Origin of the sequence: Vibrio sp. 10N.247.311.51 (assembly GCF_041467855.1) — a bacterium.
Classification (GTDB): domain Bacteria; phylum Pseudomonadota; class Gammaproteobacteria; order Enterobacterales; family Vibrionaceae; genus Vibrio; species Vibrio coralliirubri.
In genome coordinates this window covers 1-16,811 of the sequence record NZ_JBFSVK010000048.1, presented here as the reverse complement: position 1 = coordinate 16,811, position 16,811 = coordinate 1, and the positions used below count along the sequence as shown (strand labels likewise).

Here is a 16,811-nt window from a genome sequence, read left to right as displayed (position 1 = left end):
TCAAACTGAACATGCGCATTGATAAGTACCTTCAAGAGTTTATCTTTGGGCAAGCTGAAGTGCTCTTAAGTGAGAATTAAGTGGGATGAATACTAAAGCACTCCCTTTCAGTATCCCCCTTATGGATGCGATCAGACATGATTATGAACGATTTCGTTTTGATACCCACCAGTATTCTCATCAAGGGCTTTTTACCGATGGTGAGAAGCTGTATGCGGTTATATTGGATGTGGAGAATAATGATGCACTTCTTGATGAACTCAGGGAGCATTATGATAAGTATCATACCGTTGGTATACCACCAGCGAAGATCGTGGGTGAGATAACACAAGGGTTTCGTTTAATAGAGTCTCGCAGCAAGCTGGAAAAAACACTCACGCATGGTCAGCCCATGACTATCGATGAAACCATTAATTTGTTCGTATTGCATATTCCTAAAAAGTATCACCCATTTCATGTGGATTTCCTATTCAACACAAACGAGTTTAATCTGACCTTCAAATCTGAGTTGACTCGTAGTGAACAAGAAGAGGTGCAGCTAATTTGCGAGGCTTTAGGCTATCAAGGTTATGATTTTGTTTTTAATATCGACCTTACAATGCCTGACTTTCCGGGAAAAGTTGAACACGAACCCAATACTCGCAACAATCTAGTACTGACAGCTAGTGGTTTAATGCAAAAGCAGTTCTCCAAACCTTTGCTAACTAGATATGAAGAGGATGAAGATTTTTGGGCTCAAAATAGGCAATCAGTATTTAGTGGAGATGAGGTTGACCAAAAAGGCCAATATCTTTTACCCAAGTTTGAAGAGCCAAAGTCTCGCTGCTTTGTGGATGCGTCTGTCTTTCCGCGTCAAAACTTGAGGGTTTATTTAACCTTATATGAACAGGTCATCATTGCACTACCACTCAATAAAGACTCTGAATACTTTTATAAGATGTTTCAGTTGGGGAAATATGAATTTCGAGAGCTGGTGGCACGTGGACGGTTGTTGTTTGTGGCACCACAAAACCTTGAGCGATATTCTCAAGAGTTACTGTCTGATATCCTTATGGTTGATCCTTGCTCTATCATTTTCTCAAGGCGGCTCGCGGCCTCAACCATTCGAGGTATACAAGGTAAATCAGGAATAATTGGTACAACCTTCTCAAGTGATGAGCAATACCACTTCCTTCATCAATGCTCTCGTATTGAAAGCCCTTCAATACAAAGCCTTGTTCAAACACTCTCAGAGCAATGGCAATGCGGCGAATATATGGTCAATAGAGAGGGGGCTGTATCAACACATCGACTCGGGCTATCCAGTATTGCAGCTAAAGGTTTTGAGCTGAGAGGGCGAGATATTTATCTTGAATTATCAACAGCGGCTATGGCGTATGAATATGCTCAAGGACTTAGCGCACATCATTTTCCTTTTGACGGGGAGCAATATTCCGAAGTATCAGCGTGTCAGGTGATTAGTGGGTTTTACAATGGTGTTCGTACTGACTCGAAGCAGATTCATGAATCTGAATTGGGTATGTTACTTCATGAGATATTTGCTATTGATAACGATATGGATATTCTTGAACTTGATTCTGCGCTTTCAAATAGCCTGATTCGCTCTTTACCTAGTATCGTTAACCAGTTCGCCAATATGGATGAAAGTGAGCGATTCCATAAATTGAGAGCGCTTAAGGATGAGGTAACTAGAATTGAAAGCAATAAAACCCGAATGTCGCGACTCAACATATCAGGATTTCCTTCGGTGGCTGCGGGGGCTGGAATGGAGCTAGTGGGAATTAAAGGCGGTGGTGTCGTTGCGCTTGGAGGTTGGTTACTCAATGCACTCAATGTATATGCCGATGAACTCCAGTTAACGAATAGCCCGATATTCACCAAACTTTCAAGCTTAAATCATTTCACCAGCCATGATGCTGTTATTATACAGCGCGTAAGGAAGAGGATTTCGACGTCATATAATGCTTCGCTTCAATGATGTGGTGAGTAAACTTACCGAACAGGTTGCTAATCTTTACGAATGAGCATCTAAAACCTCAAATAAAATCACTGTCTTAAAATACAGCTATGGTTTACACTATTTTCGTTGCATCGACTGAAAAATGTAAACCTTTTAGACGAAATTGGATAAATAAAATGAAAACTTATCATACCTACAACGCTGTAGATGTTGCATTGAGCTTGCTTAAGCACGCGAAAGAGCAAGGTAAATGTTTCTCCAATTTGCAGCTACAGAAACTCACTTACGTATGCCATGGCTTGTCTTTAGCGCATTTTCAACGTCCTCTAGTGGTTGATGACGTATTTGCATGGAAGTTTGGCCCAGTTGTGCCATCTGTGTATTTCCGTTTTAAATCGTACGGAGCGAACGTCATTACTGAACATGGCGATCTAGTTCTAGATGCTGAAAGCGAATCTATTGTGAAGGATGTTGTATCTAAATTAGGCGATTTAAGTGGACCACAGTTGGTGGACTTAACACACCGTGATGGTAGCCCATGGCATCAAGTATGGGACGGGACACACCAGAAAGTGATACCAGATCATCTAATTCAATCCCACTACACGCAAATCAAACAGTCAGGGCGTACTGCCAGCCTGTGAGTGACAAAGAAAAAAGTGTCGTCAGTTTCCTCATTGACGACACTCCATCGGCTGAGCAAGCATCCAAGACCTTCCATGATGACTACGAGCTGAACTTTCAAGACTTCCTTGAACGTACGGTAGATGAACGTGCTGCTGAAGACTTTTTTTATTCCAATAATGGAGTGAAAAAAGCAGGTAGACGACTTCGTAAAAAAGAAGGTGACCTTAAGTCAGCCACCGCTACTATCCAACAGTTTCGCGCTGCTCATGAAAAGCCACTCAATACTATTGCCTATCTTGTTGGGCGTTGTTGTCGTGAACTTGGTATCGATGTTAAGCCTGTAACTCGGTTAAAGCGTTTAGATACTATAATCGATAAGCTTCAACGCAAATCACTTGATGGCAACACAGCGAACGCAACATGTGTCACCAATATGAATGATATTGGTGGCTGTCGAGCGATATTCCCTGATTTGATGTCATTGGAGTTAGCAATATCTCAATTGCAAGGCACTGTTGAGAAAGTAGGTCGAGTGAGAATTAAAGATATTGATAATTATATTTCTAATCCAAAGCCAAATGACTGTGGTTACAGAAGCTTACATGTAATTTATCGATATGATCATACGAGTGGCAAGAGCTTTAACATAGAAGCTCAATTGCGGACTAGGCTTCAGCACCTTTGGGCGACCACCGTTGAAATAGTGGATATCTTGGAAGGAACTAAGATAAAGACTCATTCTCATAGTGCCAATGAAGATAAAGACGACCTACAAATTAAATGGGAAGAGCTTCTCTCAATCATGAGTCGTTATATAGCGGATGCTGAAGGGGCTATAGAGTTAGGTCAAGAAGATAAAGATCAATTCTCAATCAGGCTGCGTGAGCTAAATGACGAGATTAATGCGCTAGGTAGGCTTAAAACTTTTAGGATCCTATCTGAAAAAGTAGAAGCTTGTTGCGATGATGCAACTGAACATGTTTTGTTAATGGTCAATGAGAACTCATTGGAGCTTATCTTTAGTGAGGAGTTCGATAATTACAGCAAAGCCATTTCGGTTTACAATGCTGCGGAAAAGATGACTCGTAGTCATTCTGGAGTAAATACCCTTCTAATATCCACTAAGAATATGGGACAACTATCAGAAGCTTACCCAAACTATTTAGGTGACTGTGCTTCATTTATGTTATTGCTTCAAGAGGCTATGCAGTTCAGTGGTAGTTAAAAGAGATCCCTTCTCCCAATGGTTATTGTATCTATAAGTAAGCTAGCGTTAGACACAAGCTATAGCCAATGAAGTTAGTATTTTGATTCAAGGAACACTGGCCAGAGGTCCTTGCTCGACCCGAATAGTATTACTAGAGATTACTATGCTCACTAATCAGACAAGTAATATTTTACATGATCAGGCTGACGCTATCATCAATACCGTAAATACGGTAGGCGTGATGGGGAAAGGCTTAGCTCTGCAATTTAAAAAAGCATTTCCTGATAACTTTAAAGCTTATAAGAAAGCATGTGATGATAAATCTCTCGTAATCGGGCAAGTATTATCCGTACCTCTAAACTCAATCAGTGCACCATTTTATGTGATTAATTTTCCAACAAAAGCACATTGGAAAGGCCGCTCTAAGCTTGAATTTATAGAGCAAGGTTTAAATAACTTAAAAGCAGAAGTAAAGCGCTTAGAACTTAAATCGGTCGCTATCCCAGCATTAGGTAGTGGCTTGGGAGGATTACCTTGGCAACAAGTCGAGTTACTCATTAAAGAACATTTAGCTGATATGCCTGATGTTGAATGGCGGATCTACCCACCACAAGCAGCACCACAAGCAGCACCTAAAGCAGAAGCTATGCTAAATAAAACTAAACGACCTGCTATGACAACGGGCCGAGCGGCTGTGCTTGGCTTGATAGAGCGCTATGTGTCAACGGGATTTAGTTATCGCTTATCTTTACTTGAAGTGCAGAAGCTCGTGTACTTTCTAACAGCGGTTGGTGAGCCATTAAACAAGGTTGTCTTTCAAAAGCATCACTATGGTCCTTATGCTGACGTACTTCGTCATGTGCTTGATAAAATGGAAGGCCATTTTATATCAGGTTATGCCGATGGTCTAAATAAGCCCGAAACACCGATTGAGCTTAAAGGCGATGCTGTAATTGAGGCTCTTAATTACCTTGAGCAGCATACAGAGACCAAACAGCGCTTTGATAAGGTAGCTAAGCTAATTGAAGGGTTTGAGTCTCAAAATGGTATGGAGTTACTATCAACTGTTCATTGGGTAGCAACTCAGGAATATGGTGATAAAGTTCTAACGAGTGAAGATGTGATTAATGGTGTTCATGGATGGAGTGCGAGAAAAGCAAATATGAAATCAGCTCATATTTTGGCTGCTTGGAATCGATTGAGTGAACAAGGGTGGTTAGACAGTAAAGCGCCTACGTTGTGATGTGAAACCTTATGCTCTCTTTTGTATTTCGGTGAGCAATTTATTATGCGGGTTATGTTCTTAGCTAATGAAAAAGCCCTTTCAGTCATATTGGTTGGAAGGGTTTCATTTTTTAGCGATAGATAATGCGGCAAGGAGTTGGCGGCGTCATCCAAAATGTTTTAGATATATGTCATTACCGTGAACATCAATATTCAGGTAAGGCATGACATGAATAAAATTAAGTTAATAAAATTAGAAGCTGTGATTGAAATGACGACTTTGAGTCGCTCTGCTATCTACAGGGGCATAAGAGAATGTCGGTTCCCAAAGCAAGTACGTTTGAGCCGTCGCTCAGTTGCTTGGGTTGAAAGTGATATTCAGAACTGGATAAAAGCACAAGTCGCGGAAAGGCAGAACATATAGATTTGAGAGGGGGAGATTAAGGCCCTCTTTTTTTGTTTCGAGGATATAGGATGCCACGGTTTTAGGTTTGTAGAATACTTTAGTTTGTAACTTGAAATTTTGCAGATGCATACAAAAAGCAACTAATTGGAATTCGAGGTAGAGAACTAAGGTTTCTTTTCTATCAATGAGTTAGCTTTTTTGGTTAGTGTAGGTAAAAGTATGGTTTTTTAATGTGTTTTGTTTTAAGTTGTTGTTTTTAATGTAATTACACACTAATGCATCAGGAGTATGTTTTTGATCGGCTTTCACAGTTAACTTCTTTCGTTTATTTCTATTGCGGCTTAGGATACGTGAAAGCGTTTCGTGCGAAAAGCGGCTCAAGCGAAAAGATGCAAAAGCCCTAACAAAAAACACCTCGTTAGAGGTGTTTTGTTTTTGTGCTGTCTGATTTTATCGGCTTATTTTACATGTATGTTCGCCATATATTCATCTTCAGCCCAGTACATTCGTTGTGCTACTTTTGCTTCTGGATTCAATTCAACACCGTCTAATACGCGTTCTTTGAATCTTAGGTAGCCACCTTGGTCAATGAGGTGACCCATATGTAAATACTTAGGAATACCTTTCAGCATTTCTTTCTCAAACTCAAATAGATTTTCAATAACCTGATGAATCACTTCTTCGGTTACCCAATTTAAGAATAATTTACCCACACGTGGGGTTTTCTTCGACGTACGTCCACCTAGCTTAACCATGTACAACTGTTTTGGATTACGTTGCCATGCCAAAGTTGGGCAGGCAAGAACACACTCACCGCAACCGATGCACTTGCTTTCTTCTTTGGTTGCTTTGCCATCGACAATAGATAGGCAGTTCACAGCATGGTGGGAGCAAGCGTCAACACAAGCACCACAACCAATACAACGCTCTGATGTGAAATCAATCTTTGCTATGCCTAATATACCGAAGTCAGCCATGTTGGCTTTAGCGCAATCATTAGGGCAGCCCGCAGCGACAATCTTCAAGTGATATTTGCTTGGGTATACGTGATGTTCTAAGCGCTGTGCTAGCCCTGTTGTATCTGTATTGGCTTTTTGACAAATTTGGCTGCCTTGGCAAGCAACAATATTTCGTCCACCAATTGATTGGTAACCAGCCTCAAGATCTTCCACTTCAATGCCACAAATATCTTGAGTAATGTCTTCAATAAATGGGCGCAGTGCTTTATTTACTTCTGGAATATCTTCGTAGCGGATACCTGGCATCGCCAATTTTTGGCGAGTTGTGAGGTGGATAACACCGTTACCCCATTTCTCGGCAATTTCTTGCGCTGTTGCAAGTAGGTGAGCGGGCATGATGCCACCAGGGATTCGAACACTGATCATGCATTCGCCACGAACTTTCGATAGACGGTAGTCCGCATCAGCACGCATCTTGATAATATCTACATCTAAACTCATCGTCGTCTCCCTAATCAACCATTGACTGTGCTTCGTCGTATTGGAATACAGGCCCGTCAACACACACGTACTTTTCACCAATACGGCAGTGCCCACATTTACCTACAGCACAAGCCATTTTTCGCTCGTAATCTACCCAGATTTGTTCTTCTTTAAGACCAAGCTCTAGAAAAGCTTTTACAACGAACTTGATCATAATTGGAGGGCCAACAACAATCAGTTGCACGTCGTGAATATCTGATAGATCAAGCGTTTCGATGTATTTAGTCACAAGACCAGTTTGATAAAACTCGTTGTTGGACTCTTCATCCAGCGTACAAATCAGGTTGATTGTGTCGTTCCAATGCTTCATTTCTTCTTTGTAAAGAACGGCTTGATCGTTTTTGTAACCGACAACCACGTCCATTGATTTTACTAACTGAGTCTCGTGACTGAAGTGGTTGATCAAACCTTTTACAGGCGCGACACCAGTGCCACCAGCAATCACGATTAAGTGTTTGCCATGGTATTTTTCCATTGGGTAACCATTTCCATGAACACCACGCATCCATACCATGTCACCAACATGTTTAGTAAATAGCTCATCGGTAACCTTACCGACTCTACGGATCAGTAGGTCGATATAGCCTTCACCAAAGTCTGAAATGGAGATAGGTGCTTCACCGAATAATGGTAATGAAACTTCAACAAATTGGCCGAACTTCACATCGAAGTCACACTCGACACGAAAGTTCCATTCGATCTCAGTATGCTTAGTGATGTCCAAGATCTTGTACGGTTGAGGTACTAATTGATTTTTACACTGGCACATTTTCGGCCTCATTCTTCAAAGTTAATTCAATTTGATCAGACATTTTATTGATGATGTTGCTGAACGAGATGTAATGCGGACAGCGGTCATCACAGCGACCACAGCCAACACACATATGGTGCTCACCTTGGCGTGCTTTGAAGTCATTAACTTTGTGCAGAGCGCGGTAACGAAGTCGTTCGCCCGTCTTCTGTCTGAATTGGTGTCCACCAGCCATATCGGTAAAGTTCCCTGTCATACAGCTCGCATGCTGACGACGGCGCTCACCCACTTTAGCTTCTTGGTTGTAAACCACATCAAATACGCTGTAGCAGCTACAGGTAGGGCATGATGTTGTACATCGACCACAGCCAATGCAGCGGCTGTCGTATTCATTCCAAACCGGGTTGCCTGTTAGGATCTCGCGAACCTTAATTGGGTCACCACATATTTGGTCAGGTGTGCGTACTTTTACGTGGTTTTCTTGAACAAAACCTGTTTTATGATTTGATTCAATGCCGACTTCAGCTAAGTATTTAGCTAAGACTTCATCTTGAGTTACCACATCAGCGCCGCCACCAGAATAGAAGCGAATAGAGGCTGAAAAGTTAGTGGTCGTATTGGCATTCATTGATACGCAGAAGCAATTTTCAAAGCTTGATTCGCACTCAATTAAAACTAATTTGAGCTTTTCGCGTAGACGTTTGTAGTAGAAATCTTCATTTCCACCATTTTTTAAGAACATGTGATCCAAGCTTTTTAGGGCATTGATATCACAAGCTCGCAAAAATAAAACAACAGGTCGAGGGTCGACTTTTGACTCTCTGAGTTCGTTTCCATCTAACCAAAACAGAGTTTCAGTGATAGGAAAAACCACTTCTTTTGGAGAGAAATGAGACTTTTCCTTCCAGACGATATCGCTAAAAGACTCTATTTCGTCGTAGATTAGGTTATCAGTATGAGCAAACCGGCCGCCCATACGTTCGTACATCGGTGACATCACTCGGTAGGTTTCTTTCAAATCTGAAATGACACCTTGGAGTTCATCATTAGTTAAAAATTTAGACATGTTCTGCCTCTGGCATTTTTGTGAAAAATCTGCGTACGTAACCATCGAACGTTTCACGCTTGGTGAACCAGTCAATGGTTTCTGAAAGTTTGACGACGTGGCCTACGACGATGACGGCAGGCATGGGTGGATTGCAGATATCGACAGCATCGGGGAGTTCACTTAACGAGCACCGAATGACGCGTTGGTCATGTCGCGTACCGTTGCTAATAATGGCTGTCGGAGTCTCTTTTCTTAGCCCATGGTCAATGAGGTTCTTTGAAATGTTGCCCGCTTTGTGTAGACCCATATAAAACACAATGGTGTGATTTACATTCGCGAGACCTTTCCAGTTAATGTGGTCTGAATCATGTTGGTCGCGTGCAGTGACAATCGTGACGCCGTTAGATATGCCGCGATGAGTGACGGGGATTCCAGCGTAACTGCAACAACCAACTGCAGCTGTGATCCCGGGGACTATGTCAAATGCTATGCCTGCATAGTCGAGAAAAAGCGCTTCTTCGCCACCACGCCCAAATACGAATGGGTCTCCACCTTTAAGGCGGCAAACTGTCTTGCCTAGCTCTGCGTGTTTTAGGATCTTCTGGTTGATCTCAGATTGAAGTATGCACTTTGAATTGAAAACTTTGCCGACGTAGATTTTTTCAGTCTCTTCGGGGATAAATGCAAGAATGTCAGCGGATATCAGATTGTCGTAAATAACTACATCGGCTGTTGAAATGATGCGTAATGCCTTAACCGTAAGAAGGTCAGGGTCACCGGTTCCAGCACCAACAATATACACATGCCCGTTTTGTTTAATACTTGGGGTTAGTTTCATTTCATTACTCAAATTGTGGTTATATGAGAATGGTAAATGACGGAAGTGTTCAGGAAAATTAAGTTCTAATTAACATGCGTTAATCATTATTGAATATTTAGAGATAAAAGATGTTGCGTGTGAATTAAGCAATAGCGACAACATTGAGTTGGAATTCGTGGAAGTTATGAGAGGCTGTTTGTTATCGAGTTTAGGTTTTGCTCTTTCGTTTACTGTGGTTGAGTAATACGATGTCGTAAATCAATTTTAATGATCATTTCCATCGTTAGTCGTTAAACATGAGAAGGAGTATCGTTGTGCAAATAGAAAAGACACTATGTGAGAAGTTAGGTGTATTACTAGTGAAACACAAACACGTGTTAGTGACGGCTGAATCTTGCACTGGCGGCGGTGTAGCAACAGCTGTCACCGATATTGCGGGCAGCTCTGGGTGGTTTGATCGCGCTTTTGTTACGTACAGCAATGAAGCCAAGCAAGAGATGATAGGTGTACAGCTCAAAACCTTAATGGAGTTCGGTGCTGTGAGTGAGCCTGTCGTAATAGAAATGGCGAGCGGGGCATTGCAACATTCAAACGGGACTATCTCTGTATCGATCAGTGGTATTGCCGGGCCAGGTGGCGCGACCGAAGATAAGCCTGTTGGTACAGTATGCTTCGCGTGGAAAGCGCTAAATGGCTGGGATAAAGTAGAAACGCATGTATTTACAGGCGACAGATCACAAGTACGCCAACAAGCCACGCACCATGCCCTGCAAGTTATTTATGATTACCTATCAATGGAAGGTAAGTAACATTTGTACAAATTATTTTCATACAGGTATAGACACTGTATGAATCAACAGTATAATGAAAGCCAATTAGTCACCCCTATGTGGGTTAGAAATAGATTCTAGATCGCTTGTTGAGACAACCGATTATGTGGAGATAGAAATGGACGAGAATAAACAAAAAGCGTTAGCCGCAGCCCTTGGTCAGATTGAAAAGCAATTTGGTAAAGGTTCTATCATGCGTCTTGGTGATAACCGCACAATGGACGTAGAAACTATTTCTACAGGTTCTCTATCTCTAGATATCGCACTAGGTGCTGGTGGCCTACCGATGGGACGTATCGTAGAAGTTTACGGTCCAGAATCATCAGGTAAAACAACGCTAACGCTTGAGCTTATTGCTGCAGCACAGAAAGTGGGCAAGACGTGTGCATTCGTTGATGCGGAGCACGCACTAGACCCTATCTACGCTCAAAAGCTTGGTGTCGATATCGATGCACTTCTTGTTTCTCAACCAGATACGGGTGAGCAAGCGCTTGAAATCTGTGATGCACTGGCTCGTTCAGGTGCAATCGACGTTCTTGTTATTGACTCAGTAGCAGCACTAACACCAAAAGCAGAAATTGAAGGCGAAATGGGCGACAGCCACATGGGTCTTCAGGCTCGTATGCTTTCTCAAGCGATGCGTAAGCTAACGGGTAACCTTAAGCAGTCTAACTGTATGGCTATCTTCATTAACCAAATTCGTATGAAAATTGGTGTGATGTTCGGTAACCCAGAAACAACAACAGGTGGTAACGCACTTAAGTTCTACGCATCTGTTCGTCTTGATATTCGCCGTACTGGTGCGATTAAAGATGGTGATGAAGTTGTTGGTAACGAAACTCGTATCAAGGTCGTTAAGAACAAGATTGCTGCACCATTCAAACAAGCTGAGACTCAAATCCTTTACGGTAAAGGCTTCAACCGCGAAGGTGAGCTTATCGACTTAGGTGTTAAGAATAAGCTAGTAGAAAAAGCAGGCGCTTGGTACAGCTACAAAGGCGATAAGATCGGCCAAGGTAAAGCTAACGCTGGTAAATACCTACGTGAAAACCCAGAAGTTGCTCTAGAGATCGATACTAAACTTCGTGAGTTACTACTGACACCTGCTGTTCTTGAAGAGAAAGACGCAGAGAAAGAAGAAGAAAACGAAGAGCTATAAGCTAACGTTTTGTAGAGTGGGTGTTTGAAAGAAGCATCCGCTTTGAAAGAACTTAAAGCCTCGTATATTTTATGCGGGGCTTTTTTATTGGAGCAGCTCCGTCGAGCATGTCTTTGGTCAACTCTCTTTCGTTGACTGAGTTTCTTCAGTACTAGGTCGTCAATTTAGTTCTGTTTTTCCACGGCTAGATATAGTGGAATATTCTTCATTTTATCGAATTCCCACTAAAATCCTGCCCAAGGGTGTCTTTTCTACAAGAAAACTAGTCGAAGCCTTAACCATGATCTACAATACGGCAAAATTCTAACTCGACTATTTTCAGGAAGAGCTGCATGTACATGAGCACTGATGAGGTTCGCAACGCGTTCCTTAAGTTCTTTGAGAGCAAAGAACACCAAATCGTAGACAGTTCATCGTTAGTTCCACATAACGATCCAACCCTGCTATTTACTAATGCAGGTATGAACCAATTCAAAGATTGCTTCTTAGGCGCCGAAAAGCGTGCCTACACTCGAGCAACTACGGCTCAGCGTTGTGTACGTGCGGGTGGTAAACACAATGACCTTGAAAACGTAGGTTTCACGGCTCGTCACCACACGTTCTTTGAAATGCTAGGCAACTTCAGCTTTGGCGACTACTTCAAAGAAGAAGCGATTGGATTTGCTTGGGAATTCCTGACAGAAACTCTTCAACTGCCAAAAGATCGTCTACTGGTAACAGTATACGAGACAGATGATGAAGCATTCGATATCTGGAACAAGAAAGTAGGTGTACCTGCTGACCGTATCGTTCGCATTGGCGACAAAGAAGGCGGTAAACAGTTCGAGTCTGATAACTTCTGGACGATGGGTGACACAGGTCCTTGTGGTCCATGTACTGAAATCTTCTACGATCACGGTGAGCACATCTGGGGCGGCCGTCCTGGCACACCTGAAGAAGATGGTGACCGTTTCATCGAGATCTGGAACAACGTATTCATGCAGTTCAACCGTCACGCTGACGGCACAATGGAACCGCTACCTAAGCCTGCTGTAGATACAGGTATGGGTATTGAGCGTATTTCTGCAATTATGCAGGGCGTTCACTCTAACTACGAAATTGATGTATTCCAAAAGCTAATCAAAGCGACTGCGGAAGTTGTTGGTCATGACGATCTGTCTAACCAATCGCTACGCGTTATTGCTGACCACATCCGTTCTTGTTCATTCCTAATCGCTGACGGCGTTATGCCTTCAAACGAAGGTCGTGGTTACGTTCTACGTCGTATTATTCGTCGTGCAGTTCGTCACGGTAACAAGCTTGGCGCACAAGGCGTGTTCTTCCACAAACTTGTGGGTGTACTGGCTGAAGTGATGGGCTCTGCGGCAGATGAGCTTAAGAAACAGCAAGAGCTTGTTGAAAAAGTACTTCGCATTGAAGAAGAGAACTTTGGTCGTACTCTAGAGCGCGGCATGGTTATTCTTAATGACGCACTAGATGCACTTGAAGGCAAAGAGCTTGACGGCGAAACAGTTTTCAAACTTTACGATACATACGGCTTCCCAGCTGACCTTACTAACGATGTAGCTCGTGAACGCGACTTTACTATCGATGAAGAAGGCTTTGAGAAGGCGATGGAAGCGCAGCGTAAGCGTGCACGTGAAGCTGGCCAATTCGGCACGGATTACAACGCGACAATCAAAGTAGACACCAACACTGAGTTCTGTGGTTACACAGCAACTGAAGGTGCTGGTGAAATCTCTGCGCTATTTGTTGACGGCGAAGAAGTATCTTCACTATCGGCTGGCGACAAAGCAATCATCATCCTTGAAGAGACGCCATTCTACGCTGAGTCAGGCGGTCAATGTGGTGATGCTGGTACACTAAAAACAGCGTCGGGTCTTTTCAAAGTACAAGATACTCAGAAGCTAGGTAACGCATTTGCGCACCACGGTGAGCTAGTTGAAGGTGTATTTGCTAAGGGCGATAAAGTAGAAGCTACCGTTGACGCTGAGCGTCGTGCTGCTATCTCACTAAACCACTCTGCAACGCACTTACTTCACTCTGCACTGCGCGAAGTGCTAGGTGAGCACGTTGCTCAAAAAGGTTCTTTAGTTAAGCCAGACAACCTACGTTTTGACTTCTCTAACCTTGAAGCGGTAACACCGGCACAGATTAAAGAAGTAGAGCGTTTGGTTAACGCACAAGTTCGTAAGAACCACGTGATTGAAACCAACATCATGGACATCGAGTCAGCGAAAGAAAAAGGTGCAATGGCACTGTTTGGCGAGAAGTACGATGATGAAGTTCGCGTTCTATCTATGGGCGATTTCTCTACTGAACTTTGTGGCGGTATCCACGCAAGCAACACGGGTGATATCGGCCTATTCAAGATCACTTCTGAAGGTGGTATTGCTGCGGGTATTCGTCGTATTGAAGCGGTAACGGGTGAAGCTGCTCTAGATGCAGTAGAAGCTCAGGCTAACGCTTACGAAGAGAAACTTGCTGAATCAGCTAAGAAAGCGAAATCGCTAGAGAAAGAAATTCAACTGCTTAAAGAAAAGATGGCTGCTGCAGAAAGCGCAAACATCATGGGCAAAGTAGAAGACATCTCGGGTACTAAAGTTTTGGTTGCTGCAATTGAAGGCGCAGACAACAAGAACCTACGTACTATGGTTGATAACGCTAAAAACCAAGTAGGTAGCGGCATCATCCTGATCGCAAACGTAGCAGACGGTAAAGTTGGCTTGATTGCTGGTGTAACCAAAGACCTAATCGGCAAAGTAAAAGCGGGTGACCTTGTTAAGATGGTTGCTGAGCAAGTTGGCGGTAAAGGCGGCGGTCGTCCAGATATGGCTCAAGCGGGCGGTACAGATGTTGAAGCACTGCCAGAAGCGCTTAAATCTGTACGTACTTGGCTAGAAGAACGTCTTTAAGCTTAAGTAATTGATACAAAGATGCCCAATCAGTTGATTGGGCATCTTTTATTTTGCTTATTGGAAGTGTGTTTAAACAAGGTTTGATTGAGATTAACCAAGAAGTCTAATGGTGGCGTTAGACTCCTTGGTTAATTTTTTATTGCTTCGCCCTGACGCGGAGTATGTGTTTTTTTGTCATATATAGACATTGGTCTTGGGAAGGTGAGGACGGGTGAAAATGCCTCTTATCGTGCAGAAATTTGGTGGAACGTCGGTGGGTTCAATTGAACGAATCCATCATGTAGCAGAAAAAATCATTGAAGCGAAAAATGAAGGGAACCAGATTGTGGTTGTCGTTTCTGCTATGTCTGGTGAAACAAATCGGTTAGTTAACTTAGCCACGCAAGTTGATAGCGTTCCAAACGCTAGAGAACTGGATGTGTTGTTAACGGCTGGCGAGCAAGTTTCCATGGCCTTGTTAGCAATGACGTTACACAAGTTAGGTTATGAAGCGACATCGATGACTGGCTACCAAGCCAAGATACACACGGATTCTAATCATAATAATGCAGCGATTGAGCGTATTGATACTGCTCCGATTCAAGCTCTGCTAGATGACAACCAGATTGTCATTGTTGCAGGCTTTCAAGGATTCAATGCGAAAGGTGATATCACAACATTAGGCCGCGGTGGTTCAGATACTACAGCGGTAGCGCTTGCAGGTGCCTTGCAGGCGAAAGAATGCCAGATCTATACTGATGTAGATGGTGTTTACTCTTGTGACCCTAGAGTCGTAAAACAATCTCAGAAATTAGATACTTTAGACTTCCCTTCTATGGAAGAGATGGCCCGCCGAGGCGCTAAGGTATTGCACCTTCCTTGTGTTCAATATGCATGGCAGCACAACGTGCCATTGCGAGTGCTTTCAAGCTTTGAACAAGGCGAGGGCACGTTGATCGCGGGTAATCAGTGTTTGAATGACATTGCTGGCATCGCCATCCAAAGAGATATGGTACGTATCGAGTGTTTGAATGAAGATTTACCGTCTTTCATTTCACATTGCCAACTGTTGGGGATCGAAGTCTGTAGTGTGATCGAGGAAACAGAACGGGCAGCACTCATTATTAAACAAGACATAAGTGCCAAATTAAAACTAGTTTTTGCTGAGAAAATCCGTAATAGTGAACAGGTTAGTTTGTTAACTGTGGTAGGAAGCCGAACACAAGAAATTGTGGTCAGTTCACATGGATTGTTGTCTGAAGGCGAAATTGATGTACAGCATCACTTATTGCAGCAGCAGTCTTTAACTTTGGTGATATCACCAACGCAAGTCGATATGGCTGCTAACATATTACACAATGCATACATCGTAGCGCGTGAAACACAGGGTTATCCTAAAAAAGAAGTGCATTTTGGTTAAATAAACTCAATCGATAGTTTACGAAAATATAACTTTTGTTGGATAATGCTCTCGTAGCTAGATAAATTTAGAGATTACTCAAGGAGCAAAGAATGCTAATTTTGACTCGCCGCGTTGGCGAAACACTGATGATTGGTGATGAAGTAACAGTTACTGTACTAGGCGTTAAAGGTAACCAAGTACGTATCGGTGTTAACGCACCTAAAGAAGTATCTGTTCACCGTGAAGAGATCTACATGCGCATTCAAGCTGAAAAAGGTAATGGTAACGTTGCATCTGGCAACTACTAATACTTTTGCGTAGAGAAGAGGCTAGCATTGTTGCTAGCCTTTTTTGATCTTGGGGAACCGAAACACTCATTGGGACATAGATGGGTTGGATAACGGATCGGTCTCAAAGTGGTGAAGTGAATGCTTTGTGATACTGCGAGATACAGACAAGGTTGAACAGAACGGTTGCTCTGTATTTTGTTTGGCAAAACTCAAGATTTATTCGCTTCCCCTATGGCGAAAATACGCATCCCGTAGTATTGTGCCATCAGCGGTAGCACTTGCTGCTGGAGAAATTAGATAATTGTTTTCGGCTGTTTATTATTGCCAATCTTTCACCTTAATTTTTAAGGGAAAAAGCGCGATTTGAATCTTATAAGTTCAATTTGCAAGCGCTTTGATTAAATAGCAAACGGTTGAGTGTTTTTGTCCAATTTTTTTCAATAAAGTGTTTGACATATTTTCGGTAAAACGTAATATGTGCCTCCGCAAGACGGTGAGGTGGCCGAGAGGCCGAAGGCGCTCCCCTGCTAAGGGAGTATGTGGTTTGTAGCTGCATCGAGGGTTCGAATCCCTCCCTCACCGCCATTTCTTGCGAGTCTAAAATTAGCAATTTAGACAATGTAAATGTGCGTCCTTAGCTCAGCTGGATAGAGTACCTGGCTACGAACCAGGCGGTCGGAGGTTCGAA

General features: G+C 42.8%; 14 protein-coding genes and 1 tRNA gene. 11 read left to right on the top strand and 4 right to left on the bottom strand.

Annotated features, from left to right (window positions below):
* Positions 1-85: 85 nt before the first annotated feature.
* The 5 genes from AB6E85_RS25050 (at position 86) to AB6E85_RS25030 (ending at position 5,442) form a co-directional block, all read left to right on the top strand.
* On the top strand, positions 86-1,978 hold the full coding sequence (locus AB6E85_RS25050; RefSeq protein WP_116871666.1) for a hypothetical protein: 1,893 nt from the start codon (positions 86-88) through the stop codon (positions 1,976-1,978).
* A gap of 158 nt (positions 1,979-2,136) precedes the next feature.
* Complete coding sequence (locus AB6E85_RS25045; RefSeq protein WP_019350555.1) at positions 2,137-2,604, top strand: Panacea domain-containing protein; 468 nt, start codon at positions 2,137-2,139, stop codon at positions 2,602-2,604.
* On the top strand, positions 2,601-3,812 hold the full coding sequence (locus AB6E85_RS25040) for a RelA/SpoT domain-containing protein (protein WP_076653072.1): 1,212 nt from the start codon (positions 2,601-2,603) through the stop codon (positions 3,810-3,812). The genes AB6E85_RS25045 and AB6E85_RS25040 overlap by 4 nt, the downstream gene beginning before the upstream one ends.
* An 82-nt stretch (positions 3,813-3,894) precedes the next feature.
* Positions 3,895-5,037 carry a macro domain-containing protein gene (locus tag AB6E85_RS25035; RefSeq protein ID WP_372144686.1) on the top strand — a complete coding sequence of 381 codons (1,143 nt, stop codon included), beginning with the start codon at positions 3,895-3,897 and terminating at the stop codon, positions 5,035-5,037.
* A 210-nt stretch (positions 5,038-5,247) separates the two neighbouring features.
* The gene (locus AB6E85_RS25030) at positions 5,248-5,442 is read left to right on the top strand and encodes an AlpA family transcriptional regulator (RefSeq protein ID WP_017088307.1); all 195 of its coding nucleotides are present in this window, start codon (positions 5,248-5,250) and stop codon (positions 5,440-5,442) included.
* A gap of 440 nt (positions 5,443-5,882) precedes the next feature.
* On the opposite strand, the gene asrC is transcribed toward AB6E85_RS25030, so the two are convergent.
* Genes asrC through cobA form a run of 4 tightly spaced genes read right to left on the bottom strand, consistent with a single transcriptional unit; the run spans position 5,883 to position 9,563 of the window.
* Positions 5,883-6,884 carry a sulfite reductase subunit C gene (gene asrC / locus AB6E85_RS25025; RefSeq protein WP_048615636.1) on the bottom strand — a complete coding sequence of 334 codons (1,002 nt, stop codon included), beginning with the start codon at positions 6,882-6,884 and terminating at the stop codon, positions 5,883-5,885.
* A gap of 10 nt (positions 6,885-6,894) precedes the next feature.
* On the bottom strand, positions 6,895-7,695 hold the full coding sequence (gene asrB, locus AB6E85_RS25020; RefSeq protein WP_268671601.1) for an anaerobic sulfite reductase subunit AsrB: 801 nt from the start codon (positions 7,693-7,695) through the stop codon (positions 6,895-6,897).
* Positions 7,682-8,743: an anaerobic sulfite reductase subunit AsrA gene (gene asrA / locus AB6E85_RS25015; RefSeq protein WP_372144684.1), complete on the bottom strand. Its 1,062-nt coding sequence runs from the start codon at positions 8,741-8,743 to the stop codon at positions 7,682-7,684. Before asrA ends, asrB begins: the two co-directional genes overlap by 14 nt.
* Complete coding sequence (cobA, locus tag AB6E85_RS25010; protein WP_372144683.1) at positions 8,736-9,563, bottom strand: uroporphyrinogen-III C-methyltransferase; 828 nt, start codon at positions 9,561-9,563, stop codon at positions 8,736-8,738. Before cobA ends, asrA begins: the two co-directional genes overlap by 8 nt.
* 296 nt (positions 9,564-9,859) lie before the next feature.
* Between cobA and AB6E85_RS25005 the strand changes: the two genes are divergently transcribed.
* The 6 genes from AB6E85_RS25005 (at position 9,860) to AB6E85_RS24980 (ending at position 16,708) form a co-directional block, all read left to right on the top strand.
* Positions 9,860-10,354 (top strand): CinA family protein, encoded by a 495-nt coding sequence (locus AB6E85_RS25005; protein WP_372144681.1) that lies wholly within the window; start codon positions 9,860-9,862, stop codon positions 10,352-10,354.
* A 139-nt stretch (positions 10,355-10,493) separates the two neighbouring features.
* On the top strand, positions 10,494-11,534 hold the full coding sequence (recA, locus tag AB6E85_RS25000) for a recombinase RecA (protein WP_029225458.1): 1,041 nt from the start codon (positions 10,494-10,496) through the stop codon (positions 11,532-11,534).
* Between the two features lie 332 nt (positions 11,535-11,866).
* Positions 11,867-14,449, top strand: coding sequence for an alanine--tRNA ligase (gene alaS, locus AB6E85_RS24995; RefSeq protein WP_048615632.1), 2,583 nt, complete (start codon positions 11,867-11,869; stop codon positions 14,447-14,449).
* 220 nt (positions 14,450-14,669) lie between these two features.
* Entirely contained in the window at positions 14,670-15,851 is a 1,182-nt protein-coding gene (locus AB6E85_RS24990) for an aspartate kinase (protein WP_081090215.1), read from the top strand.
* A 92-nt stretch (positions 15,852-15,943) separates the two neighbouring features.
* Positions 15,944-16,141, top strand: a complete 198-nt coding sequence (gene csrA, locus AB6E85_RS24985; RefSeq protein WP_004415691.1) for a carbon storage regulator CsrA — start codon at positions 15,944-15,946, stop codon at positions 16,139-16,141.
* A gap of 474 nt (positions 16,142-16,615) precedes the next feature.
* Positions 16,616-16,708, top strand: a tRNA-Ser gene (locus AB6E85_RS24980).
* Positions 16,709-16,811 lie beyond the last annotated feature (103 nt).

Coding starts and splice junctions, on each gene's coding strand:
- asrB (WP_268671601.1), bottom strand. CDS start 7,695: ATGTGCCAGTGTAAAAATCAATTAGTACCTCAACCGTACAAGATCTTG.
- asrC (WP_048615636.1), bottom strand. CDS start 6,884: ATGAGTTTAGATGTAGATATTATCAAGATGCGTGCTGATGCGGACTAC.
- AB6E85_RS25045 (WP_019350555.1), top strand. CDS start 2,137: ATGAAAACTTATCATACCTACAACGCTGTAGATGTTGCATTGAGCTTG.
- alaS (WP_048615632.1), top strand. CDS start 11,867: ATGTACATGAGCACTGATGAGGTTCGCAACGCGTTCCTTAAGTTCTTT.
- AB6E85_RS24990 (WP_081090215.1), top strand. CDS start 14,670: ATGCCTCTTATCGTGCAGAAATTTGGTGGAACGTCGGTGGGTTCAATT.
- AB6E85_RS25030 (WP_017088307.1), top strand. CDS start 5,248: ATGAATAAAATTAAGTTAATAAAATTAGAAGCTGTGATTGAAATGACG.
- asrA (WP_372144684.1), bottom strand. CDS start 8,743: ATGTCTAAATTTTTAACTAATGATGAACTCCAAGGTGTCATTTCAGAT.
- recA (WP_029225458.1), top strand. CDS start 10,494: ATGGACGAGAATAAACAAAAAGCGTTAGCCGCAGCCCTTGGTCAGATT.
- AB6E85_RS25050 (WP_116871666.1), top strand. CDS start 86: ATGAATACTAAAGCACTCCCTTTCAGTATCCCCCTTATGGATGCGATC.
- csrA (WP_004415691.1), top strand. CDS start 15,944: ATGCTAATTTTGACTCGCCGCGTTGGCGAAACACTGATGATTGGTGAT.
- cobA (WP_372144683.1), bottom strand. CDS start 9,563: ATGAAACTAACCCCAAGTATTAAACAAAACGGGCATGTGTATATTGTT.